This window comes from Candidatus Clostridium helianthi (genome assembly GCF_045310795.1).
Classification (GTDB): Bacteria; Bacillota; Clostridia; order Clostridiales; family Clostridiaceae; genus Clostridium; species Clostridium helianthi.
Genome location: NZ_JBJIAB010000028.1, coordinates 47,718 through 73,965, shown reverse-complemented (window position 1 = coordinate 73,965; position 26,248 = coordinate 47,718). Strand labels below are relative to the sequence as shown.

The 26,248-nt window shown below is 30.3% G+C and carries 23 protein-coding genes; 19 read left to right on the top strand and 4 right to left on the bottom strand.

The window, feature by feature from the left end; genetic code table 11:
* Positions 1–161: 161 nt before the first annotated feature.
* A complete protein-coding gene (locus ACJDTP_RS18940) occupies positions 162–575 on the top strand; it encodes an acyl-CoA thioesterase (RefSeq protein WP_078117399.1) in 414 nt (137 codons plus the stop codon).
* 74 nt (positions 576–649) lie between these two features.
* Here ACJDTP_RS18940 and ACJDTP_RS18935 read toward each other — a convergent pair whose 3' ends face one another.
* Positions 650–1,156 (bottom strand): flavin reductase family protein, encoded by a 507-nt coding sequence (locus ACJDTP_RS18935; RefSeq protein WP_103699360.1) that lies wholly within the window; start codon positions 1,154–1,156, stop codon positions 650–652.
* Positions 1,157–1,262: 106 nt separating this feature from the next.
* Entirely contained in the window at positions 1,263–2,147 is an 885-nt protein-coding gene (locus ACJDTP_RS18930; RefSeq protein WP_078117398.1) for a LysR family transcriptional regulator, read from the bottom strand.
* 132 nt (positions 2,148–2,279) lie between these two features.
* Here ACJDTP_RS18930 and ACJDTP_RS18925 point away from each other — a divergent pair, with 132 nt between their 5' ends.
* The 8 genes from ACJDTP_RS18925 to ACJDTP_RS18890 all read left to right on the top strand — a co-directional run bounded on the left by ACJDTP_RS18925 (position 2,280) and on the right by ACJDTP_RS18890 (position 8,636).
* Positions 2,280–3,203, top strand: coding sequence for a ketopantoate reductase family protein (locus ACJDTP_RS18925; protein ID WP_078117397.1), 924 nt, complete (start codon positions 2,280–2,282; stop codon positions 3,201–3,203).
* A gap of 214 nt (positions 3,204–3,417) precedes the next feature.
* Positions 3,418–4,200, top strand: coding sequence for an SDR family oxidoreductase (locus ACJDTP_RS18920; RefSeq protein ID WP_406762115.1), 783 nt, complete (start codon positions 3,418–3,420; stop codon positions 4,198–4,200).
* Positions 4,201–4,365: 165 nt separating this feature from the next.
* The gene (gene spoIIM, locus ACJDTP_RS18915; RefSeq protein WP_065418827.1) at positions 4,366–4,998 is read left to right on the top strand and encodes a stage II sporulation protein M; all 633 of its coding nucleotides are present in this window, start codon (positions 4,366–4,368) and stop codon (positions 4,996–4,998) included.
* 81 nt (positions 4,999–5,079) lie between these two features.
* On the top strand, positions 5,080–5,958 hold the full coding sequence (locus ACJDTP_RS18910) for a tyrosine-type recombinase/integrase (RefSeq protein WP_017212908.1): 879 nt from the start codon (positions 5,080–5,082) through the stop codon (positions 5,956–5,958).
* Between the two features lie 306 nt (positions 5,959–6,264).
* Positions 6,265–6,498: a hypothetical protein gene (locus tag ACJDTP_RS18905; protein ID WP_078117396.1), complete on the top strand. Its 234-nt coding sequence runs from the start codon at positions 6,265–6,267 to the stop codon at positions 6,496–6,498.
* A 201-nt stretch (positions 6,499–6,699) separates the two neighbouring features.
* Positions 6,700–6,915, top strand: a complete 216-nt coding sequence (locus tag ACJDTP_RS18900; RefSeq protein WP_406762114.1) for a hypothetical protein — start codon at positions 6,700–6,702, stop codon at positions 6,913–6,915.
* Positions 6,916–6,958: 43 nt separating this feature from the next.
* Positions 6,959–7,123 (top strand): hypothetical protein, encoded by a 165-nt coding sequence (locus ACJDTP_RS18895; RefSeq protein WP_171771180.1) that lies wholly within the window; start codon positions 6,959–6,961, stop codon positions 7,121–7,123.
* 568 nt (positions 7,124–7,691) lie between these two features.
* Positions 7,692–8,636, top strand: coding sequence for a polysaccharide deacetylase family protein (locus ACJDTP_RS18890; protein ID WP_077844834.1), 945 nt, complete (start codon positions 7,692–7,694; stop codon positions 8,634–8,636).
* A 204-nt stretch (positions 8,637–8,840) separates the two neighbouring features.
* Here ACJDTP_RS18890 and ACJDTP_RS18885 read toward each other — a convergent pair whose 3' ends face one another.
* Both ACJDTP_RS18885 and modB read right to left on the bottom strand, forming a co-directional pair.
* Positions 8,841–9,890 carry a sulfate/molybdate ABC transporter ATP-binding protein gene (locus ACJDTP_RS18885; RefSeq protein WP_078117395.1) on the bottom strand — a complete coding sequence of 350 codons (1,050 nt, stop codon included), beginning with the start codon at positions 9,888–9,890 and terminating at the stop codon, positions 8,841–8,843.
* The gene (modB, locus tag ACJDTP_RS18880; protein ID WP_077844832.1) at positions 9,890–10,567 is read right to left on the bottom strand and encodes a molybdate ABC transporter permease subunit; all 678 of its coding nucleotides are present in this window, start codon (positions 10,565–10,567) and stop codon (positions 9,890–9,892) included. The genes ACJDTP_RS18885 and modB overlap by 1 nt, the downstream gene beginning before the upstream one ends.
* Positions 10,568–11,187: 620 nt before the next feature.
* On the opposite strand from modB, the gene ACJDTP_RS18875 reads away from it, so the two are divergent.
* The 10 genes from ACJDTP_RS18875 to dpaL all read left to right on the top strand — a co-directional run bounded on the left by ACJDTP_RS18875 (position 11,188) and on the right by dpaL (position 26,230).
* Entirely contained in the window at positions 11,188–12,498 is a 1,311-nt protein-coding gene (locus ACJDTP_RS18875; protein WP_103698583.1) for a YgeY family selenium metabolism-linked hydrolase, read from the top strand.
* Positions 12,499–12,534: 36 nt separating this feature from the next.
* Positions 12,535–13,728: a knotted carbamoyltransferase YgeW gene (ygeW, locus tag ACJDTP_RS18870; protein ID WP_406762113.1), complete on the top strand. Its 1,194-nt coding sequence runs from the start codon at positions 12,535–12,537 to the stop codon at positions 13,726–13,728.
* 245 nt (positions 13,729–13,973) lie between these two features.
* Positions 13,974–14,894 (top strand): carbamate kinase, encoded by a 921-nt coding sequence (gene arcC / locus ACJDTP_RS18865; protein WP_406762112.1) that lies wholly within the window; start codon positions 13,974–13,976, stop codon positions 14,892–14,894.
* Positions 14,895–15,408: 514 nt separating this feature from the next.
* A complete protein-coding gene (gene hydA / locus ACJDTP_RS18860; protein WP_406762111.1) occupies positions 15,409–16,785 on the top strand; it encodes a dihydropyrimidinase in 1,377 nt (458 codons plus the stop codon).
* 124 nt (positions 16,786–16,909) lie between these two features.
* Positions 16,910–17,551 (top strand): helix-turn-helix transcriptional regulator, encoded by a 642-nt coding sequence (locus ACJDTP_RS18855; RefSeq protein ID WP_012058202.1) that lies wholly within the window; start codon positions 16,910–16,912, stop codon positions 17,549–17,551.
* 403 nt (positions 17,552–17,954) lie between these two features.
* Positions 17,955–19,238 carry a guanine deaminase gene (guaD, locus tag ACJDTP_RS18850; protein ID WP_406762110.1) on the top strand — a complete coding sequence of 428 codons (1,284 nt, stop codon included), beginning with the start codon at positions 17,955–17,957 and terminating at the stop codon, positions 19,236–19,238.
* Positions 19,239–19,379: 141 nt separating this feature from the next.
* Complete coding sequence (ygfK, locus tag ACJDTP_RS18845; protein WP_406762109.1) at positions 19,380–22,397, top strand: putative selenate reductase subunit YgfK; 3,018 nt, start codon at positions 19,380–19,382, stop codon at positions 22,395–22,397.
* Between the two features lie 161 nt (positions 22,398–22,558).
* Positions 22,559–23,983: an NCS2 family permease gene (locus ACJDTP_RS18840; RefSeq protein WP_406762108.1), complete on the top strand. Its 1,425-nt coding sequence runs from the start codon at positions 22,559–22,561 to the stop codon at positions 23,981–23,983.
* 386 nt (positions 23,984–24,369) lie between these two features.
* Positions 24,370–24,981 carry a TetR/AcrR family transcriptional regulator gene (locus ACJDTP_RS18835; RefSeq protein ID WP_406762107.1) on the top strand — a complete coding sequence of 204 codons (612 nt, stop codon included), beginning with the start codon at positions 24,370–24,372 and terminating at the stop codon, positions 24,979–24,981.
* Positions 24,982–25,027: 46 nt separating this feature from the next.
* Positions 25,028–26,230 carry a diaminopropionate ammonia-lyase gene (gene dpaL / locus ACJDTP_RS18830; protein ID WP_406762106.1) on the top strand — a complete coding sequence of 401 codons (1,203 nt, stop codon included), beginning with the start codon at positions 25,028–25,030 and terminating at the stop codon, positions 26,228–26,230.
* Positions 26,231–26,248 lie beyond the last annotated feature (18 nt).

The window sequence follows — 26,248 nt, the reverse complement described above, 5'->3', positions numbered from 1 at the left end:
GGAAAGTTAAGGTCTATAGCGCCGATGGTACTGCATGGGAGACTGTGTGGCAGAGTAGGACGTTGCGAGGTAAGTATTAAAGATAGTCATAATGGCTGTCTTTTTTTTATACAGAAATTATGAAATAAATAGTATATTTATCATAAGAAGGGGTGCTTTAATTGTATATAAGTGAAACAAGGATTGTAGTAAGATATGCAGAAACAGATAAAATGGGAATTGTTCACCATTCTAATTACTTTATTTGGTTTGAGGCAGGGAGAACTGATTTCATAAAAGGAAGTAATATAAGTTACAGTGAAATGGAGGAAAATGGCATACTAATACCTTTAGCTGAAAGTAATTGTAAATATATTATAGGAGCAAAATATGAAGATGAATTAATCATAAAAACATGGGTTAAGCAACTAACACCTGTTAAGGTAGAGTTTAATTATTCCGTTATCAGAGAAAATGATCAAAAAGAAATTGCTAAAGGAAGTACATTACATGTTTTTGTTAACAATGACTTTAAGATAATTAACTTAAAGAAGGTCAATAAAGAAATATTTAATAAGTTAGAATCTTTAATATAAAATATATCGTGTGAATCTAGAAGATCATATCTTAAATTAAGAATTTTAGATATGATCTTTGTTTTGTAGCAGGTTTATTCATTAACCAATACTTTTACGATTTCTCCAATATAAATTGTGTGATAATCTTTTTCAGGATAAATTTTCTCATCAAAAGAAGGATTATCAAAGTTTTCAGGTTTAATTTCTGTATGATACATTTTTTTGCATACTACGACCATTTTAGCTTCTTTAAAGTAAGTATTATTCTCATCAAAAATTGGAGTTAAATTTGCTTTTTCAACTTTGTTATTATCTCTTCCAGAAAGACTTCCACAAATATTTAAAGCTTTTCTGTATTCTTCGCTAAAAAATGATAATGTAAATGTATCATTTGAATCTACAAATTGTTTTGTGTAACGTCCAGGTCTAATGTATACAGTAGCTGAGTTTTTACCCCAGAATACGCCTAGTCCTCCCCAACTTGCTGTCATGGTATTAAATTTATTTTCAGTACCAGCTGTGATTAATAACCATTCGTGTCCGATGAGAGTGAATGGATTTATATTTAGGTTTTTAATTTCAATTTCTTTGAATGACATATGATTGCCTCCTATAAATTTTTTTATTTGATAACTTATATTTATTTTAAAGCTATTAGAATAAAAGTTCAATTACATAATTTTTAATTTTATATAATTACTTAAATCACTTTTTTAGGAAATCAATAAGTGTTTTAGCGGCTATTGAAAGATTATTTGAATTCTTATAGATCACACCAATATATCTGGGAGGAATCTCATCTTTTAGAGGAATTTCTAAAAGGATTTTATTTTCAAGCTCATCATTTAAAAACTCTTTTATAACAGAAGTAATACCAAGTCCCATTTTTGCGCATTCAATTAAAAAATCCATATTGCTGGCTTCAATATCCGGAATGATATTGATATTATGTTTATTAAAATAGCTTTCTATATGTTCTCGCGTAGCGTTAGGATTTTCAAGAAGCATAAAAGATCCTTCAGCTAATAATGTATCGTCAGCAGAATTCAAGTTTAGTTTTTCTAAATAAGCACTACTTGCTACTAGGATATCTTGAATTTTGCAAAGCCTTATAAAATTAAGATCATCTTGGATGGAAGTAGTACCAATTATGCCTAAATCCAATTTCTCTTCTTGAACTAACTTTATTGTATCCAAAGTAGGTTTATTTATTATCTTAGTCTTAAAATAAGGATATTCTTTTATAAATTCTCGAAATCTAGGCAAAAAATAATTTTTTCCAATTGTTGTGCTTACACCTAAATTAATTGTACCAGTTTCTTTATTTTTTAGCTTTTTCAAAATATTCTCTCCAAGGTTAAGTTCATCAAAAGCATTTTCTATGTGATCAAATAATATTTTTCCTTCTGGTGTTAGGGTCACACCTTTTGAACTTCTCGAAAATAAGGTTACATTAAAAGAAGTTTCTAATGTTTTTATTGATTTACTTACAGCAGGCTGAGAAACAAAAAGAATTTCAGCTGCACGTGATATATTCTTACATTTGGCCACTGTGAGAAAGACTTTATAAAGATTTAGATCAAAAATCATAGTATAACTCCTAATTATAGTATTCATAACTAATATATATTTTTATTATACATTAAGATAAGCTAAAATAGTAATAAGCTAGAAAAATATTTGAATTTATATTAAAAATATAAAAGAAAGGAAGAATATATTATGAAGATTGGAATAATTGGAATGGGAGCGATAGGTGGATATATTGCTGCTATGCTTTGTAGAAGTAAAGAAAATGTTAATGTTGTAGCGTATGGAAAAACATTAAATAAAATAAAGACTGATGGAATTTCATTAGAAAGTGAAATAAATGGAAATTTTACTGTTTTTCCTACTCTCGCAACAGATAATTCAGATGAAATTGGTGTTGTTGACATTATCTTTGTTTGCGTAAAAGGATATTCTTTAAAGGCGGCAGCAAAAGCAATTTTACCTATGGTAGGTGATCATACTTTAATTATTCCTATAATTAATGGGGTAGACGGCGGAAATAAGCTATATTCTTATCTAAGAAAAGGAAAAGTAACAGATGCTATTATGTCAATTAGCTCAAAAATTGAAGGTGATAGAATTATTAAGCATACTAGCCAAAATACTAGAATATTTATATCATCTAATAAAAAACGCCCTATGTATAAAAGAGATTTAGAGCGGATCTATAATGTTTTAACTAAATCAAATATTTTATGTGAGGTAAGAAGAGATGCAGAAATTTTTGCATGGAATAACTACGTATTTAATTGTGCTTTTAATATAACTGATTCGTACTACGATGTGAAAGTAAAAGGAATATTAGAAGATAAAATGAAATTTGAAACATTTTGTAATGTAGCAAAGGAATGCGAAGAAGTTGCTAGAAGTAAGGGAATAAATCTTCATCCTAATATTTATGAGAATGCAATCAATACACTAAAAAGCTTATCTAAAAAAAGTATAAGTTCAATGCATAGAGATGTTGTATCTGGGAAAAAATTTGAGCTTGAATTATTTTGCGGCGATTTATGTAGGATGGGAAAAGATTTGGGAGTTCCTACCCCTTATACTCAAAAAGCTTATGAAAAGTTAAGAGTTTTACAACCTGTGTAAGATATTCAGAAGAATATATAATAGGTATGCAATGCATTTTCTTAAATAATTCATTTATGGTTCACGAATATGATTATTTAGTAGGAAATAAGATTGATCCTTAAAAATTCACTAGTGTGTTATAATATTAGCAAATATAATAATAGTTTATTATTTTGACTTATTTATGGAGGTGAATTTTTAGTGTGATTTAATTCTTGCACTAAGATATATTATGGATTATAAAAATAAAGTATGCGTAATTACTGGAGGAGCTTTGGGGATAGGAAGATGCTTAACAAGAGAATTTTCAAACGTCGGCGCTAAAGTTATCTTCATTGATAAAAATAAAGAAGCAGGGGATGAAAACGTAGAATATATAAAAAGAAAAGGTGGAGAAATTGAATTCTTTTTAGGCGATATTGCAGAAGAGGATACTTTATATAAGTTTGCAGAGTTTATAATAAAAAAATATAAAAATATAGATTATCTCATTAATAATGCTTGTATTAATAAAAAAGGAATTATTTCTAAATGTTCATATGAAGATTTTAATTATGTACTCAAAGTTGGAGTAACCGCGCCATACATATTAACCCAGTTACTTATGAATAATTTTAATAAAAATGGTGCAATTGTAAATATTTCATCTACTAGAGCCTATATGTCACAATCTGATACAGAAAGTTATACAGCTGCTAAAGGCGGAATTTTGGCATTGACTCATGGACTTTCTGTTAGTCTTTCTAATAAAGTCAGGGTGAATTCGATTAGCCCAGGTTGGATTGATACGGGTGCTTATTATGATGAAGAATATGTACCAAAGTATAGTGAGAGTGATTTATTGCAGCATACATCAGGCAGAATAGGGAATCCAAAAGATATAGCGAGAGCAGCTATGTTTTTGTGTAATGAAGAAAATAGCTTTATTAATGGAGAAAATATTAATATAGATGGCGGAATGACAAAACTTATGATATATAACGATGATAATGGATGGAAATATGATAATAATTAGTATTTAATACGTTATAAAAATATTTTAAATCTTATGTATATAGAAGTTATTTTCTATATGCATAAGATTTTTTTTCTCGGATTTACATATTTATAATTAGGTGCTGGAATAAACTTCAAATATAAAACATAGTATAAAGTAGAGTAACTAAAGGAGGAATAAGAGATGAATTTTTTACTTACTAAGCTAAATGATACTTTTAGGGATAAGAAAGCCTATTTTTTCATTGTACTGATAATGTTTTGTTTAGGAATATCTTTTGGGCTTTACACTGTTAAATATATGGGGGAATCAGATAAAACGGATTTAACAAATTATTTTTTTAGTTTTACTAATTCTATAGGTAGCCATCCTATTAATTATGGAAATTTATTATTCGAGGTTATAAAGAAAAATATACTAATTATTATACCTATATTTATATTAGGTTTAACTTTTTTTGGAGCTCCTGTAATATTAATTTTGGACTTATTAAAAGGTTTTACATTAGGGTATACTTTTTCTTTCATGATAACTACTTTTCAAGGAAAAGGGATTGGACTAGCCTTAGTATCTATTGTTCCTCAGAATTTAATATATATTCCATGTTTCATAGCATTAAGTGTTATTAGTTTATCTATGTCTGCAGAAAGGTTTAAGGGAAGATTTTTCAAACATGGAAAGATAAAAGATCCTTTTCTAGATGGTGTATTAAATAAATTAATTGTCATCCTAATATTATTTGTAATAGGCATATTAGTTGAAACTTATATATCACCGTCTCTGATAAGATTTGTGGCTAATAAATTCTATTTATAAAACAAAAGATGATTTTAAATAAGGAAGGAAAAATGACGATTGGTCGAATGCTAATCATAATCAATGGTATAGGAGTTAATAATGATAAATAGTATAAATAATTATAAAAATTATTTGTTTGAGAGTGGTAAAAGTGAGAATACTATATATGCATATGTAACAGATGTTAGTCTCTATCTAAAATTCTTAAATAGAAAAAAGATAGATTTATATGAAAGTGATAAATCAACAGTTATGTCATATATACAAAATCTCACTAATCAAGGAAAATCAGAAAGATCTATAAATAGAATAGTTATAAGTCTAAGGAATTTCTATTCATATTTGAAAAGTGAAACTTTAATTAAGGAAGTTCCTAAAATTGAATATAAGAGTTCAAAAAATAATAGAAAATTGCCACAAATTTTGACCATTGAAGAAGTAGATAAGATAATTAGAATAGTGGAAAAAGACTGCTCAAAAGGAATTCGTGATAATGCATTGTTAGAGTTGATGTACGCTACTGGAATGAAAGTTTCAGAACTTATTGCATTAAATGTAGATGATGTCAATCTTGATTTAAATTTTGTAAAATGTACAGATAACAAGCATTATGAAAGGCTTATTCCTATAGGAAGAAGTGCTTGTAAAGCATTAACAGAATATCTAAGCATAAGGTATAAGATAGCGCAGTGCGGTGTTTCTAACCTTTTTGTGAATTTAAATGGTAATAAGCTTACAAGACAAGGTATTTGGAGAATTGTTAAAGAATACTCTAGAAAAGCTGGTATAGATAAAGACGTTAATTTAAACACTTTTAGACATTCATTTGCTGTTCATCTTCTTCAAAATGGAGCAAATGTTAGGGCTGTTCAGAAGTTACTCGGTAATCAGGTATTAACATATATGGATACGTACTATGAGATAATCAATAATGATAAAATAAACTATATATACATGCATACTCATCCAAGAGCTTGAGAATAGTTATTTGTACAAGGAATTAATTAAAAATATTACGGGAGTTTCCACCCGTTTGCCACCACTTATCAAATTGGTGGCAAGTTTTATTTAAGGATGAATTTTTGTGTTTGTAGATTAATATTTATTTATTAAAATTTACAGAAGGAATATTCCAACTTTTGTATAATTAACTTATATGAGAGGAGGCAATATTTATGGTCAAAAAGGAAAGGTGCATATGGATAGAGTAGCCTTTATATACAATTAGCTGTATAAGAGGAGAAAGCTTTATATACAATTAGTTATATAAGAGGAGGAAGATTAATGTTATTAAGTTCAATACAGAAATGCTCTAAGTGTGATATAAGTTTTGCATGGGAATACACGACTCCAGAAACAGACAGAGTATTGAATTTTGAAGGAGAGACTTCATCAATAGCTAGTGCTAAACTAGTAAGTGCTAAAGAGGGGAAATATGATATTAAAGTGAAATGTCCCAAATGTAAAGCTTTAAATAAGTTTTATATTATTGTGCCAAGGTGTAATAATGAGAAATGATATAGAGAGTAAACTTAACTAAGAACTCTAGAAATAGGGTTCTTTTTGACGTTATAAAATTTTATTTTAAATTTAAATTGATATAGAAAAAGTATAGAAGTAACTTAATAATAATATTTATAGATGATTGTGGTTATAGGTAATTAATGGTATAATCTTAAATGCAATTTTAATTAATAATAGATTGGGGAGGAATTTTTTATGCATCCAACAAGCACTACAATATTAAGTGCCATACTAATTATAGTATATTTAATATTATCAATAGTAATATTTGCTTTATCAATATATGCATTCATATTATTTATAAAGCTAGCTAATAGAGGTATAAGAGCGCTTGACATTTATATAGGAGAAAAAGAAGGATATGCAAAGGGAGATTATTATATAAATAGCAACAAATATGAAAATTATTAATAATTATCAATTTTATTGAGAGCATATATAAGCAGGTGAGATAATGAATGATAAAGAAATTGATGATATGTTTTTTCAAATTTATGATTACGAATGGCTTGACAATCAATATAAAGAAGTAGCTAGAAAGTCGTCAGCGTATATTGGCTTTAGATTGTATATAAAGCTTAAAACACTTATCACTTCGGTTTTAAATATAAAAACATGATATTTATTATAAATAAGATAAACTGTAATAATGCTTTAGCATTATTATTTAAAACTATAAAAACAAAGAGCAGCATACATAGGGGTAATATGAATGTTGCTCTTTGTTCTTTATATTATAGGGTAAATATTTATGAAAAAAAGATTTTATTAACTTTATGTACTTATTTTAGTATATCATTGTGTCAGTATGATGGCAGACTAAAAAAATAAAAGAAAAATTAGAACCTTTTTAATAGCAATTTTAGATTTGAATAAATTATTTATGGTTATTTTAAAGTAATATGGAATTAGAATACTAATTTATAATTGTATTGTACATGCTGAGTTAGTAAATACTATTAGTAACATATATTAGGGATTACAAATAGCTAAATTAGTATAAATAATGTTGTATATTGTAGTGAAATGATTCTGGGGAAATTATACAATAAAGTAAGAGGAAATATATAAATTATTACGAAAAAATACATAATTTATATTTAAGTCGAACTTCTGTGCAATAAGTAAAATAAATAGGATATTCTTATACAAATGTAAATTAATCTAGCTATAGGAGGAAAAAATATATGAGAAAAAATTATAGGTATAATAAAAGTAAAGATAATAACATAAAAAAAGCTAGAATAATTATTTTATTTATGACTATAGTTTTTTTAATAGTCGGAGGTAGCTCTCTCATTGCAGCGAAGTTTTTCCAAAATAGACAAGAAGTACAAGCACTTGATGACACTAAGCAAAGTGGAGATTCAGATTCAAATTCAAATGATAAAAAGGATAACCGAGATTCTCTGAATGTTGAGAGTAATTCAGAAGTAGAAGATTCTTCATTTATTGAAAAGTATTTGAATCAGCAAATGAAGGGGCAAAAGCCAGATGGAGCAGACGGTAAGAAAGTAGTATATTTAACATTTGATGATGGTCCATCGGAAACAGTTACACCTCAAATATTAGATGTTTTGAAGTCGGAGAATGTGCATGCAACATTCTTTATTGTGGGAAAATCACTAGATAAAGATGAGAACACTAAAAATATAGTTAAACGAGAATTATCTGAAGGAAATTCTATAGGTAATCATACTTATTCACATAATTATAATTATTTATATCCAAATGGAAAGATAAACTTATGGAATTGTATGTCTGACATTGAAAAAACAAATGAGTCACTAAAAAAGGTTTTAGGAGAAGATTTTTCAACTAGAGCTATTAGATTTCCGGGTGGGCATATGACTTGGAAGAATAAAGATTCAGTTGGTATGGATACTATGGACAAGGCTTTACATGAAAAAAATTATCATCAAATAGATTGGAATTCATTATCTCAAGATGCGGAAGGTACACCTAAGAATGCAGAGCAATTAAAACAGGAAGTTATAAAAACTACAGCAGGAAGGGAAAAGGCAATAATTTTGATGCATGATACTTATGGTAAAGAAGAAACAGCAAAAGCATTACCAGGAATTATAGAATATTTAAAGCAGCAGGGATATGAATTTAAGGTTATTAAATAGTATTTATTAGGAAAAAGATGAATTTAGAAATTATATTAAAATTCACCTTTTTCTATTTAGATAAGAAGATTTCTGTAGTCTTGATTTGCAGTTTTATGCAAAGGTGATGGAAAAGTTAACTTAAGCTTATCCATCACCTTTTGTATATTCACATAAATTTAAAATGGGTCTTTTTAATTATGTATAGTAGTAAATGACTTAAGTCTAAAAATAAAATAGATGGTCATTTGGAAAGTTGAGATATACACTAGTGTTTAGAGAGAAATTCATATTCTTTTTTTCTACCTTAAATTCAATCAATTTTGCATCTTTTTTAGTATTGTTTTTCATATATATAGTGAATTCAAAGGGATTTTCTATAATAGTATCAATAGTATAAGGAAAAGTATTAATGTTTTTATTATTGTTTCCACATATTTCGATATCATGAGCTCTTATGCAGATATATTGGATATTGTCTGGAATCTCCTTATTAATAACATATTCATGCCCCCAATTTTCAGCATAAATGGTATTTTTCCCAGTCTTTTTAGCTTTAGATATATTTTTACATCCTGTTAATGTAGCTTCTGTAAGACTTTTAGGATGTTTAAATAAGTCTCTCTTTTCTCGATTTTCTAAAGAAACTCCATTTTCATAAACAATTATATTGTCGCAAACTCTATAAGCTTCAGCTATATCATGAGTAACAAAGATAACATTACCACTATAATCTTTTACTATAGACATTAACTCTTTTTCTAAATCATTTCTTAAATGTTGATCTAAAGCAGAGAAAGGCTCATCTAAAAGTAAAATATCAGGAGACGTTATAAGTGCTCTAGCTAAAGCTACTCTTTGCTGCTGCCCACCAGATAACTGCCAAGGATAGCGTTTTTCGAGTCCACCAAGATGTAATCTTTCTATATATTCTCTGACTAAGGATTTCTTTTGATCTTTTTCCATCTTAGAAATACCTATTTCAATATTATCAATTATATTCATATTAGGAAACAAAGCATAATTTTGAAATAGATAACCGATTTTTCTTTTCTGTGGAGTTAAATTAATTTTATTCTCTGAATCAAAAAAAATCTTATCATTTACAATTATTTTTCCTCTAGAAGGAGTAACTAATCCGGATATACATTTTAAACTCATACTCTTACCAGATCCTGATGCACCTAAGAAACCTAGAACACCGCTTTTTTGCTCAAAATTCACATTTAAATTAAATGAGGAGAGATGTTTTTCTATATTTACGTATAAGGACATTATTTAGCACTCCTTCCCATAAGTTTTAATTGAACTTCTGACCAATAGTTTAATATTAGAATTAGAAATAATGATAAAGTAACAATTATAATAACCCAAAGAATTGCTTTTTGCATATCTCCACCTTCGGCCGCAAAGAATATTGCAAGTGGCATAGTTTGAGTTTTCCCTGGGATATTACCTGCTAGCATAAGTGTTGCACCAAATTCACCCATAGCTCTTGCAAAAGATAGAACTAGTCCACCTATAATACCTGGCATGGCTAATGGAATAGCGATTTTATAAAATATTTTAAATTCACTAAGTCCAAGAGTTCTGGCAGCAGAAAGAATATTAATATCTATTTGCTCAAAAGCAGAACGTGTAGTTCTATACATCATAGGAAATGAAACCACTATAGCAGCAATAACCGTAGCACTCCAGCTGAAAATTAAAGAAGTATTGAAGAGGTCTAGTAGCTTTCCTATAGGACCATTTTTACCACAGATAAGCAATAAAAAGAAACCTACAACAGTTGGAGGAAGAATTAAAGGTAAAGTAAATAACCCATCTATTATTCCTTTAGATTTTCCTTTAAAATTTGACATCCAATAAGAAACTATAATTCCTAAAAAGAATGTTATTGTTGTTGATAATGTAGCAGTTTTTATAGAAATCCATAAAGGTGAAAAATCCATATTAATTCCTCCTCAAAAGTTAGACAGACTAAAAAATTGTTAAAAGATATAGCATAATTTAGTGGTAGCCAGTTTAAAAATTTTAATTGTAGTAGATTATTATTGTTAAAAAACCATGCAAAATAGAATAAATATATAATACAATATTTAAATATGTTTTATATAGTCATGTTTGATAATGTTTAGTTCGGTTTTATTATGATTTTTATAATATTAGCATTAATTCTATAAAAATACAATAGTGTATTACATATGCTTAATTTTGTTTTCTGATAGTAAAAAAATAATAGAAATATTATTAAAAAAGATAATTTGAAAATATTTACAATTTAATTGAAAAGATGTATGATATTACCATAAAAATAAATTTGACATAAAAAATTTTTTTTAGGAAATAAAATGATTTGTAGAATATATAAGAGATTAATTTAATAATAATATTTCAGAAGTGGATTTTATAGGCTACTAAATATCATTACAAACAAAGTAAACAAGCATTTATTTCCATTATCAAGTGAAACTTGACTCAGGTTGGGTTTGTGAGTGCAAGTGTTACAGCGGATAGACATCAGATAAATATGATTTCAAATAAAATATTAATTAAGATAGGGGAAGAGAATATGAATTTTGATCAAATTAAATCAAAGTCTGAAAACTATAAGGAGGATATGACCAAATTTCTTCGTGATTTAGTTGCAATACCTGGTGAAAGTGCAGAAGAAGAAGGCGTTATAAAAAGAATAGAACAAGAAATGAAAAGCGTTGGATTTGATAAAGTAGAAATAGATCCAATGGGTAATATTTTAGGATATATGGGTACAGGAGAAACTTTAATAGGCTTTGATGCTCATATTGATACAGTTGGTATAGGAAACAGAGATAACTGGGACTTTGATCCATACGAAGGATATGAAACAGAAACTGAAATAGGTGGACGTGGTACTTCTGATCAATTAGGCGGAATCGTTTCATCTGTTTATGGTGCAAAAATAATGAAAGACTTAGGCCTTTTAAATGAAAAATACACAGCATTAGTTGTTGGTTCAGTTCAAGAAGAAGATTGTGATGGACTTTGCTGGGAATATATAATCAAAGAAAGTAAAATCAGACCTGAATTTGTGGTTTCTACAGAGCCAACAGATGGTGGTATCTATAGAGGACAAAGAGGCCGTATGGAAATACGTGTTGATGTTCAAGGAATTTCATGCCACGGTTCAGCTCCAGAAAGAGGAGACAACGCAATTTATAAAATGGCTGAAATATTAATGAACATTCGTGACCTTAACGAAAATGATGCAGCTGATAATAAAGAAATCAAAGGCTTAGTAAAAATGTTAGATGAAAAATACAACCCAGAGTTTAAAGAGGCTAACTTCTTAGGAAGAGGTACTGTTACAACTTCTCAAGTATTCTATACTTCACCAAGCCGTTGCGCAGTTGCTGACTCATGCTCAATTTCATTAGACCGCCGTATGACAGCAGGTGAGACTTGGGAAAGCTGTTTAGAAGAAATTCGTCAACTTCCAGCTGTTAAAAAATACAATGCAACAGTAAGTATGTATAACTATGATAGACCAAGCTACACTGGTTTAGCATACCCAATTGAATGCTACTTCCCAACTTGGGTAATTCCAGAAGATCATATTGTAACAAAAGCATTAGAAGAAGCATATAAAGGTCTTTACGGCACAACAAGAATCGGTGCTGCTGAAAATGAAGCAATGAGAAAAGCTCGTCCACTTACTGATAAATGGACATTCTCTACAAACGGTGTTTCAATCATGGGACGTAATGGAATTCCTGTAATAGGATTTGGACCTGGTGCAGAAGCTCAAGCACATGCTCCTAATGAAAAGACATGGAAAGAAGATTTAGTAAAATGTGCTGCAGTTTATGCTGCTGTTCCAACTATATATATTTCAAATAAATAAATATTGTCAGCGAAAATTAAGGGGGATATTAAAATTATGAATATTGTCGATAAATATGTTAATGCATTAAAAAGCTTAGAAATTGATCAAATGTATAAAAATGACTTTTTTCTTACATGGGAAAAAACTACAGATGAGTTAAAGGCAGTTTATGAAGTGGCAGATGCATTAAGAGAATTACGTAGAAATAACAAATCAACAAGATTGTTTGATAGTGGACTTGGAATTTCATTATTCCGTGATAATTCAACACGTACTCGTTTTTCCTATGCTAGTGCATGTAATCTTTTAGGTCTTGAAGTACAAGACTTAGATGAGGGTAAAAGTCAAGTCGCTCATGGTGAAACTGTAAGGGAAACAGCTAACATGATTTCATTTATGGCTGATGTCATCGGAATTCGTGATGATATGTATATTGGAAAAGGAAATAAATATATGCATACAGTTGCTGATGCAGTAAGGGAAGGATACGAAGATGGAGTTCTTGAACAAAAACCAACATTAGTAAATCTACAATGTGATATTGATCATCCAACTCAAGTTATGGCAGATATGCTGCATATCATACATGAGTTTGGTGGCATTGAAAATTTAAAGGGTAAAAAAATAGCTATGTCTTGGGCTTATTCACCATCTTACGGTAAACCATTATCTGTACCACAAGGGGTTATAGGGTTAATGACACGTTTTGGTATGGACGTTTGCTTAGCACATCCAGAAGGCTATGAAGTAATGGAAGAAGTTGAAAATATAGCTCGTAATAACGCTAAGGAATCAGGTGGAACATTCACAAAAACTAATAATATGGCAGAAGCATTTAAAGATGCAGATATAGTATATCCAAAGAGCTGGGCTCCTTTTGCAGCAATGAAAGAACGTACTGATCTTTATTCAGAAGGTGATTATGAAGGTATTAAAGAATTAGAGAAAAAACTTCTTGCTCAAAATGCAGAACATAAAGATTGGGAATGTACAGAGGAATTAATGAAAACAACTAAAGCTGGAAAGGCACTTTATTTACATTGCTTACCAGCTGATATTAGTAATTTGTCATGTGAGAAAGGTGAAGTTGAAGATTCTGTATTTGATCGTTACAGAGTTCCACTTTATAAAGAAGCAAGCTATAAGCCATATATTATAGCGGCAATGATTCTTCTAGCAAAGGTAAAGAATCCTGCAGAAGTTTTAGAAAAAATGGCTCAAAGTGAGGATATAAGATTCAGGGGTTAGTAACTAATAAAAAATATACACATTTAAAAAGAGCAGCTATGCTGCATATAAGAACATTTTATTTAAAAAGAGCAGCTATGCTGCATATAAGAACATTTTATTTAAAAAGAGCAGCTATGCTGCATATAAGAACATCTTATTTAAAAAGAGCAGCTATGCTGAATATAAGAACATTTCATGGCAAGTTTAGACTTGTTATTTATTCTCATGTACCTAAATATTTAAAAAGAGAATTGGAGTGATATATGGTGAGTAAGATTGTAATAGCGTTAGGAGGAAATGCACTGGGAGATACACTGGAGGAACAAATGAAATCAGTTAAATTAACTGCTGAAAGTATTGTAGATTTGATCGAAAGTGGAAATCAGGTAGTTATTACTCATGGAAATGGACCGCAAGTGGGAATGATAAACTCAGCAATGGAGTTTGTTAAAAAATCTCAAATACCATTAACAATGTGTGTTGCAATGAGCCAAGGGTATATTGGATATGATTTGCAAAATGCGATTAGGGAAGAACTTTTATCACGTAATTTAAATAATCCTGTCACAACTCTCATTACTCAAACTCTTGTGGATCCAAATGATAAAGCATTTTTAACCCCTACAAAGCCAATTGGAGGTTTTTATTCAAAAGAGGATGCTGAAAAATTAGAGAAGACTGGAATAGTGATGAAAGAAGATTCAGGTAGGGGATATAGGCAAGTTGTTTGTTCTCCAAAACCTATTGATATAATTGAAAAGGAAACGATTTTAGAACTAGTATCGGTTGGGGAAATAGTTATTGCATGTGGTGGTGGTGGAATTCCAGTTATTCAAACAGAAAACAATCATTTAAAAGGTGTACCAGCGGTAATCGATAAAGATTCTGTAGCTGCGCTATTAGCTAAAGAGATAGATGCAGATTGTTTAATTATACTAACCGCAGTAGAAAAGGTTGCTATAAACTTTGGAAAGCCAGATGTTAAATGGTTGGATTCACTAACTGTAGAAGAAGCTAAAAAATATATTGATGAAGGCCAATTTGCACCAGGGTCTATGTTGCCAAAAGTGCAAGCAGCTTTAGAATTTGTTTCTTCAGGTAAAGGAAGGACTGCAATTATTACGCTTCTAAGCAAAGTACATGATGGAATTTTAGGCAAAACAGGAACTCACTTTAAAATGTAAAGTTAAATTTATGCATTATGCTATAGATATCCAAAACAAAACTTAGCCTTATGCAATAACTTACCGAAAGGACAGGTACTCTGTTGTTTCGGTTACTGAGAATAAGTTGAGGCTTTCTAACATCATAAGTTGCACCATTTCAGCATGCTCCCGAGACAAGCTCGTGACAAGCAAAAATGGAACAACTTATGATGAAGAAATGCCTGCAACATATTCTCTAATGTAACACTGCATATTATGACCCCTGTGGTTACAAAAGAGTACCTGTCCTTTCTGATATAGTAGATTTTTCAATCTATAAGTATAATTCTCAAATTTGATATCTATAGATATCAAAATCGTAGCCTAGACTTATGCAGTAACTCACTGAAATCATAAATATTTTGCCCCACAGCTAGCTGTTGGAAATTGTACTCATTGAGGATATAAGTTTAACTAGAGATTTAGGAGGAGAGGAATACAACTACATATAAGGAATAATCACAAAAACATAAAATGAAAGAAGTGCTTATGAATGATTATTATTAAGAATGGAATTATTGTTACTGAATCAGAAAGTTATTGTTCAGATATTATGATAGAAAATAATAAAATAACTTGTATTGGAACAAATTTGTCCAATGATAATGCTGAAATTATTGATGCTTCGGGAATGTATATAATTCCTGGAGCAGTGGATGTGCATACTCATATGGATTTGCAATCTGGAAATAGTCGTTCAATAGACGACTTTTATACTGGAACTGTTGCAGCTGTTTGCGGTGGAACTACAAGTATTGTTGACCATGTAGCCTTTGGTCCTAAAAATTGTGCTCTTCGTCATCAAATTGACGAATATCATAAATTAGCTAATGGAAAATCAGTAATTGATTATGGATTTCATGGAGTAATACAGCATGTAAATGATGAGGTTTTATCTGGAATGGAGTCTTTGGCTAAAGAAGGAATTTCTAGCTTTAAGATTTATATGACATATGATTTTAAACTGGATGACGTCTCAATTTTAAAGGTACTAAAAAAAGCAAAAGAATTGGGAGTAATTATTGCTGTACACGCTGAAAACAATGATGTTATAAATTACCTTAGAGAAAAGTATGTTTCAAATGGCTGTTTAGAAACAATATACCATGCAAAATCACGACCAGACCATTGTGAAGCAGAGGCAATTAGCAGAGTGCTACATCTTGCAGCATTGGCAGGAGATGCACCGATTTATATTGTTCATATTTCTACTGAAAAAGGATTGGATGAGATAAGAAAAGCAAGAGCGCAGGGGCAAAAGAATATTTTTTCTGAAACTTGCACTCAGTACCTCACAATGACAGAGAAAAAATATCTTGAGCCAGACAATAACGGACTAAAATATGTAATGTCTCCACCTTTGCGTCAAAGTAATGATATTGATGCTCTATGGAAAGGCGTACAAGATGGTGCAATTAATGTAATTGCTACTGATCATTGTTCATTTAATCTAAAAGGCGATAAACAAAAGGGGATTAACGATTTTACAAAATGCCCTAATGGAGCTCCTGGCGTTGCTGAACGAGTAAGGGTGATTTTCTCTGAAGGCGTTATGAAAAAGAAAATTTCAATTAATCGTTTTGTAGAACTTTTATGTACAAAGCCTGCAAAGATTTATGGACTTTATCCTAAAAAGGGTTATTTGATTCCAGGTGGGGATGCTGATATTACTATAATTGACCCAAATTCTGAGTATACTCTTACAAGAAGTATGCTTCATGGAGCCGTAGATTACACATGCTTTGAAGGCATGACAATAAAGGGAGATATTGATATTGTAATACAGAGTGGTAAAGTAGCTTATAAAAATAATAAGTTTTTAGGGAAAAAAGGTGATGGAAAATTTATCAAGAGAAAAGTAATTGAATAAGATTAGATTGTTTATTTAATATATTAAGCACATCAGCCATAAGAGTTGGTTGCATGCTTTGAATTATTAACAGAGGCATATTTGCATTGTAATGTAAATATAAGACGATAAGGGAGATTTTAATATGAATGTATATGATGATTTGGATTTTTTTAAAAGGCTTATTAAAGGGATTGCGGAAGAGTTTGGGCCAAATTGTGAAGTTGCGATTCATGATCTAAAAGCAGGATATGAACATAGCATTATAGCGATTGAAAATGGTCATGTTACAGGACGTAAAGTTGGGGATGTTGCATCGCGAATTGCAATGGAAACAATTCACTCAAATCTTCAGCATAAAGACCATTATAGTTATAGTACCCGTACAAATGATGGACGTATTTTGAAATCTACTACTATATGTATTCCAGATGAAAATGGTAAAGCGAAAGCACTTCTTTGTATTAATTATGATATCACTCAGCTAATGGTATCTAATAAGATTATAGAAGATTTTGTTTCAATAAAGGAAGTAGAACGCAGTGATGAAGGTGATGTTACAATTCCAACTGATGTTAATCAACTTCTTAAAGATTTAATTGAGGAATCATATCAATTAATTGGCAAACCTGTTGCAGTTATGACTAAAGAAGATAAAATGAAAGCCATTAAATATTTAGAGAGTAAAGGTGCGCTTTTAATTAAAAGATCGGGAGATAAAATTTCAAAGTTCTATGATATTTCAAAATATTCACTTTACAGCTATTTAAATAACAATGAGGATTAAATATATTACTGTAAAATATTTAAAAGGATTAATAAAAAATTGAACAATTAGTCTTTCATCCTGTAGATTATTAATTTAATAAGTAATAATTCTGTACAAATCAGATATATATAATAATAGAACTCATATGTAAAATAAATAAGCTTAGATGAAATATATTACTGGCATATATAAATTGATTGAAAATACCAATATATGGAATATAATTGGAATTGATCAACTAGTCAGTTAGTGATAATAAAAATAATAAATGACTAGTTTGTCAAATTAACAATATAGTAAACGTTTCCTTAGAGATTTATATTTAATTTATAAAAGTGACCCTTTGATCATTAGTAATGTATATTTTGGGTACATGAAAGAAAATTACATTTTTGAATGTGCCTTATTAGGAGGTCTTGTGATGCAAGATGAGTATATTGTTAAAGGCAATATTATTTTTACTAAAGAGTTAGGTAAATATGAAATATTTGAAAGTGGATATATTATTATTGATGGTAAATTTGTTAAAGGTGTTTATAAAGAGCTGCCTGAAAAATTCAGTAAACTAAAGATTTTAGATTATGGACATGCACTTATAATACCAGGATTTATTGACATCCATTCACATGCACCACAGTTTCCAAATCTAGGATTAGGACTAGATAAGGAACTTATGCCATGGTTAGATTCATATACCTTCCCAGAAGAAAAAAAATATTCAGATATAGACTATGCAAAAAAAGTGTATTCTGCTTTTGTAAAAAGTTTATGGAAATATGGCACTACAAGATCTTGCGTTTTTGCTACCATTCATAAGAATTCAACAAAGTTATTAATGGATTTGTTTGCAGAAGCAGGATTAGGTGCATATGTAGGAAAGGTTAATATGAATAGAAATGCACCAGAATATTTATTAGAAAGTACGGAGGAATCCATTCATAATACCAAAGAACTATTAGATGAATATGGGCAAAAATATGAATTAGTGAAACCTATTATTACACCAAGATTTGTTCCAACATGCAGCTTTGAGCTCTTAAAAAGTCTTGGGGAATTATCAAAAAAATATAATGTTCCAGTGCAATCTCATTTGAGTGAAAATTTGAGCGAAATTAGTTTTGTGAAAAAACTACATCCCAAATTAAAAAACTATGCAAGTGTCTATAATGAAGCGGGATTGCTTGGTGATCTTCCTACTATAATGGCCCATTGTATTTGGTTAGAAGAAGAAGAAATTGAACTAATGGTGAAAAAAGAAGCTTTCATTGCCCACTGTCCTAATTCAAATAACAATTTATCAAGTGGTATTGCACCTATTCGAAAATTGATGAAAAAAGGGTTAAACATAGGACTTGGAACAGATATATCAGGTGGACATAGTGTATCGATGGCGAATGTAATTGCTAGTTGTGCTCAGGTGTCAAAGTTAAAATGGCTAGAAAGTAATAAAGAAGACAAGCCTTTGACCACAGCAGAATTATTATATTTGGCAACAAAGGGCGGAGGAAAATTTTTTGGTAAAGTGGGAAGTTTTGAAGAAGGATATGAATTTGATGCCTTAATTATTGACGATAGCAGTCTATCCATCTTCAAGCCATTATCAATAGAAGAAAGACTTGAAAAATTTATTTACACCGGTGATGACAGAAATATTAAGGAAAGATATGTAGCAGGTAAAAAGATAGAAGAGCCCAAACAATATTGAATATTTTTATACTAAAATTTGATTAACTAGTCAATAAGTATTGACTTATATTCATTTCGGTGAGACATACGCATAAGTTCAGGTCTTAGCTGGGGTATCTATAATTTAAACAGAAAAAAATAGAAAATAGGGGGATTATTTATGAGTGATAAAATGCAACGCATTCCTTTTGAAAAAATGTTAACTTGGATTACTAGAGAGTTAAAAGAAAAAGAATCTATTTTTGGCGTGCATAAAGATAAATTTTATTATAATGAAACTGGAAAATCAATTACTTTATTTAATGAGAAACTTTCATCACCAATTGGACCGGCAGCAGGTCCCAATTCGCAATTAACACAAAATATTGTTTGTGCATATTTAACTGGAAGTCGTTTTATTGAATTAAAAACAGTACAAGTTATCGATGGAGAAGATATTACAGTGTCTAAACCTTGCATCAATGCACAAGATGAGGGGTACAACGTAGAGTGGTCTACAGAATTAAAAGTGTCAGAAGCCTTTGATGAATATGTAAAAGCCTGGTTTTTACTTCATGTCTTAATGAAAGAGCTCAAATTCGCAAAGGAAAGAGATTTTATGTTCAATATGAGCGTTGGATATGACTTGAAAGGCATAAAATCTTCTAAAATTGATACTTATATTAAAGGGATGCAAGACGCTTCGTCTACAAAAATTTGGACAGAATGTCAAGAAACACTTCTTTCTCATATAGATATGTTTTCTGAATTTACAAAGGAAGATTTGGAAAAAATTTCACCAACTATTTGTTCATCTATTACTATCTCAACACTTCATGGTTGTCCTGCTAATGAAATTGAAAGCATTGCTAGCTATTTTCTTGAAGAAAAGAAATTAAATACTTATATTAAAATGAATCCTACATTACTAGGAGAAAAGTTTGTTAAAGAAACTTTAACAGCTATGGGATATGACTATATAGTTCTTAATGGACATCATTTTACAAATGATTTGCAGTACTCAGATGGAGTTGCAATGCTAAAACGTTTGAAGGCGGTCGCAAATAACTTAAATTTAGAAATAGGAGTTAAACTAACTAACACACTGCCAGCTAAAATAATTAATAATGAATTACCAGGGGAAGAAATGTATATGTCAGGACGTGCATTATTCCCACTATCTATATCTTTAGCAAGTAAATTAGCTAAAGAATTTAATGGTGATTTACAAATTTCTTATTCAGGTGGGGCTGATTTCTTTAATATTGATAAAATATTATCTACAGAAATTAGTCCAATAACATTTGCTACATCTATCTTAAAGCCAGGTGGTTACGAAAGAATAACTCAAATGGCTAAAAAAGTTGAGAAGCAGCTTAATGGTAAAATTTCTGGAATTAATGTAGAAATTCTGGAGGACATAGTCAAGGAAACTATTAATGATAAACATTATCGAAAAGAACTACGACTTGTTAATAGCAGAAAACTTAATTCTAACCTTGAATTTTATGATTGTGCAGTTGCACCTTGCTCTGTAGGATGTCCAATTAATCAGCAAATCCCACAATATACAGCTTTAGTAGGACAAAAAAAATATGATGAGGCTTTTTCAATAATTGCCATAGATAACGCGTTACCGGCTATTACATCAACTATTTGTAATCATAAATGCCAGACTAAATGTACTAGACTTGATTATGATGAATCTGTTTCAATCAGAGATTTAAAACAAATTGCAGTTTTAAATGCACAGGATAAATTTATTGAGTCTATTGAACCAACAGATATTAGAACTGGGAAAAAAGTTGTTATTATTGGAGCTGGTCCTGCAGGTCTTTCATTAGCTCTTTTCTTAAGGAGAAATGGTGTAGATGTTACTGTAAGGGATAAAAAGGAGAGTGCATTGGGTGTCGTAGAACATGCTATACCTGAGTTTAGAATTTCTTCTGAAATGATTAAAAAAGACTTGGAAATGGTTAAAAAGCAAGGAGTAAAATTTCAATTTTGTGTAGATGAAAATATTAATTTGAAGGAATTAAAAAAGGAATATGATTATGTAGTGTTAGCCATAGGAGCATGGAAACCTGGAAAAGTTTCACTAAGCGATTGCGATAATAAAGCAATTAATGCTATTTCATTTTTAGAAAAATATAAGAAACAAAAAGGAAATATTGCTTTAGGTAAAAAAGTTTGTGTTATTGGAGGAGGAGATGTTGCCATGGATGCAGCACGCTCAGCTAAAAGAGTGAGTGGTGTTGAAGAGGTTTCTATTATATATAGAAGAACTAAAAAATATATGCCAGCGGATAATGAAGAAATAGAACTTGCTATTTCTGAAGGTATTTTACTTAAAGAACTCCTTACGCCAATTTCTATTAATGATGGAAAACTTACTTGTGAAAAAATGATCTTAGGTGATAGAGATGCATCCTTAAGAAGAAGTTCTGTAGGTACTGGAGAAATAACAACATTAGATGCAGATACAGTCATTATAGCAACAGGTGAAAAAATTGATAGTAATTTGTTAAGACAAAATGAAATAAATTTGGATTCTAATGAGTTTCCTATTGTTAACGAAAAATTAGAAACAAATATTGAAAATGTATATATTATTGGCGATTTAAAAAAAGGTCCATCTACAATTGTTAATGCAATAGCAGATGCAAAAATAGTTACAAAAGATATTCTAGCAAAAGAAGATTTGAGTTCTGATTTTAAGCAAAAAGGTTATTGTACTGATGAAAAGATATTATATGGAAGGAAGGGAATATTAGGAGATTTAAAGTCTTGCGAGGAAGAGGCTGATAGATGTTTAGGGTGCAAGAACATTTGTGAATTATGCGTTGATGTTTGTCCTAATAGAGCAAACGTAATGATTAATGTAAACAGTGATTTTGTTTCTAATCATCAGGTTATACATTTAGATGGTATGTGTAATGAGTGCGGTAATTGTGGTATTTTTTGTCCTCATAAAGGAAATCCATATAAGGATAAAATAACAGTTTTTTGGAGTAAAGAAGATTTTGAAAATAGTGATAACAAAGGATTCTTTATTGAAAATTTAGAAAAAGGAATTTGTCTAGTAAGAACTGAAGAAAGCGATATTATAAGTTATACTGCTTCGCAGCAATCAAAAGTTTCAAAAGAAATGGCTAGTCTAATTCAAACGTGTATAGATAAGTATGATTATATCCTTTAGTATTAAAAATTAAATAGATAGCAAGCGAAGAGGTTATGTACCATTACAAGAGGGGGAGTGTATGGCAAGGATTTAGAAAATTGAAACAACAATAAGGCACATGAATTTGTTATTTATTTGATTGTGCCTAACACTAGCTATAATTTTAAGGAGGACATTTCATGAAAAAAGATGTAACCAAACAAAAACCATCATTTTTGGAGAGTTATTTTCACTTGGAAGAAAATAACTCAAATGTAAAGACAGAAATACTTGCTGGAATTACTACTTTTGTTACAATGGCATACATTATATTTGTTAATCCTAATATATTAAAAATAGCTGGTATGAATTCTGCAAATGCAGTAGGAGATGCAGCAGCACAGTTTAGTGTAGGCTCTGATCCAATAGTATCATCAGTTTTCGTAGCTACTTGTCTCGCAGCTGCCATTGGCACATTAATAATGGGGCTGTATGCAAATCTTCCTTTTGCTCAGGCTCCTGGTATGGGTCTTAATGCATTTTTTACGTATACTGTATGTTTAACCTTAGGTTTTACATGGCATCAGGCTTTATCATGCGTATTCATGTCAGGGGTATTATTTATACTTATTACAGTAACATCCATACGAGAAAAGATAGTTGATGCAATACCTCAAAATCTAAAATATGCAATTTCTGGAGGTATTGGTCTCTATATAGCTCTTATTGGATTGAAATCTGGTGGTGTAGTAGTGTCAAATCCAGCAACACTAGTTGGATTCGGAAACTTTGCAAATCCAGGAACACTGCTTACTATAATAGGAATCATAATAACTGCTGTTTTAATGGCTAGGGGGATTAAGGGTTCAATTTTAATTGGAATAATTGCAACTACAATAATAGGAATTCCATTCAAAATCACATCACTTGAAAATTTACATGTTTTCAGTGCACCACCATCACTTGCTCCTACATTTGCAGCATTTGATTTTGCAGGACTTTTTTCAAAAGGCGGCACATCAATAGGAGGCGCATTTCTTAGCGTTATAATGGTTGTTATAACTATTTGTTTAGTTGATCTTTTTGATACTATCGGAACTCTTGTAGGTACAGCTACAAAAGCAGGAATGGTTGACGAAAACGGTAAGGTTTTAAGAATGAAAAAAGCATTGATTTGTGATGCAGTAGCAACAACTGCTGGTTCAGTTTTAGGTACAAGTACCATTTCAACATATATTGAATCTACAGCCGGTGTTTCAGAAGGAGGAAGAACTGGACTTACTTCAACAGTAGTTGGAATATTATTTATTTTATCATTATTCTTCTCAGGCCTTGTTGGTATAGTTCCAGGACAAGCAACAGCTCCAGCCCTTGTAATAGTAGGTGTTTTAATGATGTCAGCAATTGTTAATATAGATTTCAGCGATTTTACAGAAGCAGTTCCAGCTTTTTTTGCTATATCATTAATGGCTTTTTCTTATAGTATAGCTAATGGAATTGCAGCTGCTATGATTTTTTATCCAATAACCAAAATAGCTACAGGCAGACCAAAAGAAATCCATCCAATAGTATATATACTTGCAGTATTATTCATTCTTAGGTATATTTTACTTCCATTTGAATAAAATCATGGAATAGTAACTTATATACAAGTTAATGATTATTAGGAAGTATATTATGAGTTAAAACATTAGTAATCACAAAACTTGCGAGATAAGTTAAAATGCCTATTCAAAACAAGGTAACTAGGTGTTTAGATTTAATAAGTCACATTCAAAAAATAATCATGGCAACTTTGGATTTGTTATTTATTTTCAGTGTCTAAAACAAACTATATCACCTAGTTCAGCCAATATGATATTTTCTATTAAAGATAGAACAAGTATCTGTAAGTTTGAAATATTCACTATTGGGAGAGTTTACGAATGCTAGTTATCGGATAAGAGGAAAATCAATTGGATAAACATAAATTTCTACATAATAAAATGTTACAAGAAAGATGGGATTAATTATGTCTGGTGACGTTAAAGAAAAAATACTAAAGGCTACAATGAAAGTGGTTTCAAAAGAGAAAATTAGTGGTACTCGTATGCATATGATTGCCAATGAAGCGCATATGAGTCAAGCAAATTTACATTATCATTTCTCATCTAAAAATGATATATTGATTTCTCTTTTAGATAAGATACAAGAAGAATTTTCTAATGATCGAAAGAATTATATTAATTTGGAAAATAAAAGTGTAGTTGAAAATATCAGAGGTTTTTTTGATCAAAAAAAGAATGATATTCTCAACAAAAAGGAATTTGATTATACCCAGATTGATTATTGGGTGCAAGGAACAGTAAATGAAGAAATAAAACTAAAATTTAAAAATACATTTGAAATTTGGCGTGACAATATTCGTGAAGTTTTATATAAAGGTGATCAAATCGAAGATAAAGATATGATGAATTTGGACATGTTACCGTACTTAGCAGTGTCTTTAATGCTAGGTGCTTCACTGCAATATTTAATTGATGAGGGGAAATTTGATTTAGATCAATATTTTGATCTAGCAGAAGAAGTGATATTTGGGCAAATTCAAAAAAATAACAAGCTAATTTGGCTTAGCATAAAGTAATTAAACTTTTAGTAAGATAAGAATTAATTTAATAGGAGGAATTATAATGGAAAAAATATTATGGAAAGAAAATACATTGCCTAAAACTGATAAAGAAGAAAGTGTAAAATTTCTTAATAAAGAAGAAGTATCAAAGGCAAAGAAATTTCATGAAAGTTTTTTAGAATATGATGAAACACCATTAATAGATTTAAAAGAGTTAGCTGAAAAGATTGGATTGGGAGGAATATATTTAAAGGATGAATCTTATAGATTTGGATTAAATGCATTTAAAGTGTTAGGTGGCTCATTTGCTATGGGGAAATATTTAGCAGAAAAGTTAGGTGAGGATATAGACGATTTACCATATGAAAAAATGACTTGTAAGGAAGTTAAAGATAAGCTTGGAGATATAACTTTCGTAACAGCAACAGATGGTAATCATGGAAGAGGTGTTGCATGGACAGCTAATAGATTGAAACAAAAATCAGTAGTTTTCATGCCAAAGGGCTCTTCAATTAAAAGATTAAATAACATAAAGGCAGAAGGTGCAGAAGCTAGTATTACAGAACTAAACTATGATGATGCCGTAAGACTCGCAAATAAATATGCAGAAGAACATAACGGTGTAATTATTCAAGATACTGCATGGGAAGGCTATGAGAAAATACCTGTATGGATAATGCAAGGGTATGGAACAATGGCTTTAGAAGCAAGTGAACAATTAAAAGCACTTGATGTTTTAAAGCCTACTCACATTTTTGTACAAGCTGGTGTTGGTTCACTCGCAGGAGCTGTTCAAGGTTTCTTTGCTTCGCAATATGGAGACGACTGCCCCAAAACTGTAGTAGTAGAATCAAATCTTGCTGATTGTTACTATAAATCAGCAATAGCAAATGATGGGGAAGCAAGAGCAGTTGGTGGAGATATGCAAACAATTATGGCTGGACTTGCTTGTGGAGAAGTTAACACAATTGGTTTTACCATACTAAAGAATTATTCAAAGGCATTTATTTCATGCCCTGATTGGGTAGCTGCTAAAGGAATGAGGATTCTTGGAAATCCATTAAAGGGAGATACAGGCGTAATTTCAGGTGAATCAGGAGCAGTAACGACTGGTGCTTTATATGAAATTATGACTAATGATGAGTATAAAGATTTAAAAGAAGCTTTAGAGTTAGATGAAAATTCTAAAGTGCTTTTATTTAGCACAGAAGGAGATACAGATCCAGAGAAATATAGAGAAATAGTTTGGGATGGTAGATATTAATAATTAGATCACAATGAA

What these genes read in the sequence shown, in the direction of transcription:
- ACJDTP_RS18935 (WP_103699360.1), bottom strand. Translation starts at nt 1,156, where the DNA reads ATGTCATTCAAAGAAATTGAAATTAAAAACCTAAATATAAATCCATTC.
- ACJDTP_RS18930 (WP_078117398.1), bottom strand. Translation starts at nt 2,147, where the DNA reads ATGATTTTTGATCTAAATCTTTATAAAGTCTTTCTCACAGTGGCCAAA.
- ACJDTP_RS18925 (WP_078117397.1), top strand. Translation starts at nt 2,280, where the DNA reads ATGAAGATTGGAATAATTGGAATGGGAGCGATAGGTGGATATATTGCT.
- ACJDTP_RS18920 (WP_406762115.1), top strand. Translation starts at nt 3,418, where the DNA reads ATGGATTATAAAAATAAAGTATGCGTAATTACTGGAGGAGCTTTGGGG.
- spoIIM (WP_065418827.1), top strand. Translation starts at nt 4,366, where the DNA reads ATGAATTTTTTACTTACTAAGCTAAATGATACTTTTAGGGATAAGAAA.
- ACJDTP_RS18910 (WP_017212908.1), top strand. Translation starts at nt 5,080, where the DNA reads ATGATAAATAGTATAAATAATTATAAAAATTATTTGTTTGAGAGTGGT.
- ACJDTP_RS18905 (WP_078117396.1), top strand. Translation starts at nt 6,265, where the DNA reads ATGTTATTAAGTTCAATACAGAAATGCTCTAAGTGTGATATAAGTTTT.
- ACJDTP_RS18900 (WP_406762114.1), top strand. Translation starts at nt 6,700, where the DNA reads ATGCATCCAACAAGCACTACAATATTAAGTGCCATACTAATTATAGTA.
- ACJDTP_RS18895 (WP_171771180.1), top strand. Translation starts at nt 6,959, where the DNA reads ATGAATGATAAAGAAATTGATGATATGTTTTTTCAAATTTATGATTAC.
- ACJDTP_RS18890 (WP_077844834.1), top strand. Translation starts at nt 7,692, where the DNA reads ATGAGAAAAAATTATAGGTATAATAAAAGTAAAGATAATAACATAAAA.
- ACJDTP_RS18885 (WP_078117395.1), bottom strand. Translation starts at nt 9,890, where the DNA reads ATGTCCTTATACGTAAATATAGAAAAACATCTCTCCTCATTTAATTTA.
- modB (WP_077844832.1), bottom strand. Translation starts at nt 10,567, where the DNA reads ATGGATTTTTCACCTTTATGGATTTCTATAAAAACTGCTACATTATCA.
- ACJDTP_RS18875 (WP_103698583.1), top strand. Translation starts at nt 11,188, where the DNA reads ATGAATTTTGATCAAATTAAATCAAAGTCTGAAAACTATAAGGAGGAT.
- ygeW (WP_406762113.1), top strand. Translation starts at nt 12,535, where the DNA reads ATGAATATTGTCGATAAATATGTTAATGCATTAAAAAGCTTAGAAATT.
- arcC (WP_406762112.1), top strand. Translation starts at nt 13,974, where the DNA reads ATGGTGAGTAAGATTGTAATAGCGTTAGGAGGAAATGCACTGGGAGAT.
- hydA (WP_406762111.1), top strand. Translation starts at nt 15,409, where the DNA reads ATGATTATTATTAAGAATGGAATTATTGTTACTGAATCAGAAAGTTAT.
- ACJDTP_RS18855 (WP_012058202.1), top strand. Translation starts at nt 16,910, where the DNA reads ATGAATGTATATGATGATTTGGATTTTTTTAAAAGGCTTATTAAAGGG.
- guaD (WP_406762110.1), top strand. Translation starts at nt 17,955, where the DNA reads ATGCAAGATGAGTATATTGTTAAAGGCAATATTATTTTTACTAAAGAG.
- ygfK (WP_406762109.1), top strand. Translation starts at nt 19,380, where the DNA reads ATGAGTGATAAAATGCAACGCATTCCTTTTGAAAAAATGTTAACTTGG.
- ACJDTP_RS18840 (WP_406762108.1), top strand. Translation starts at nt 22,559, where the DNA reads ATGAAAAAAGATGTAACCAAACAAAAACCATCATTTTTGGAGAGTTAT.
- ACJDTP_RS18835 (WP_406762107.1), top strand. Translation starts at nt 24,370, where the DNA reads ATGTCTGGTGACGTTAAAGAAAAAATACTAAAGGCTACAATGAAAGTG.
- dpaL (WP_406762106.1), top strand. Translation starts at nt 25,028, where the DNA reads ATGGAAAAAATATTATGGAAAGAAAATACATTGCCTAAAACTGATAAA.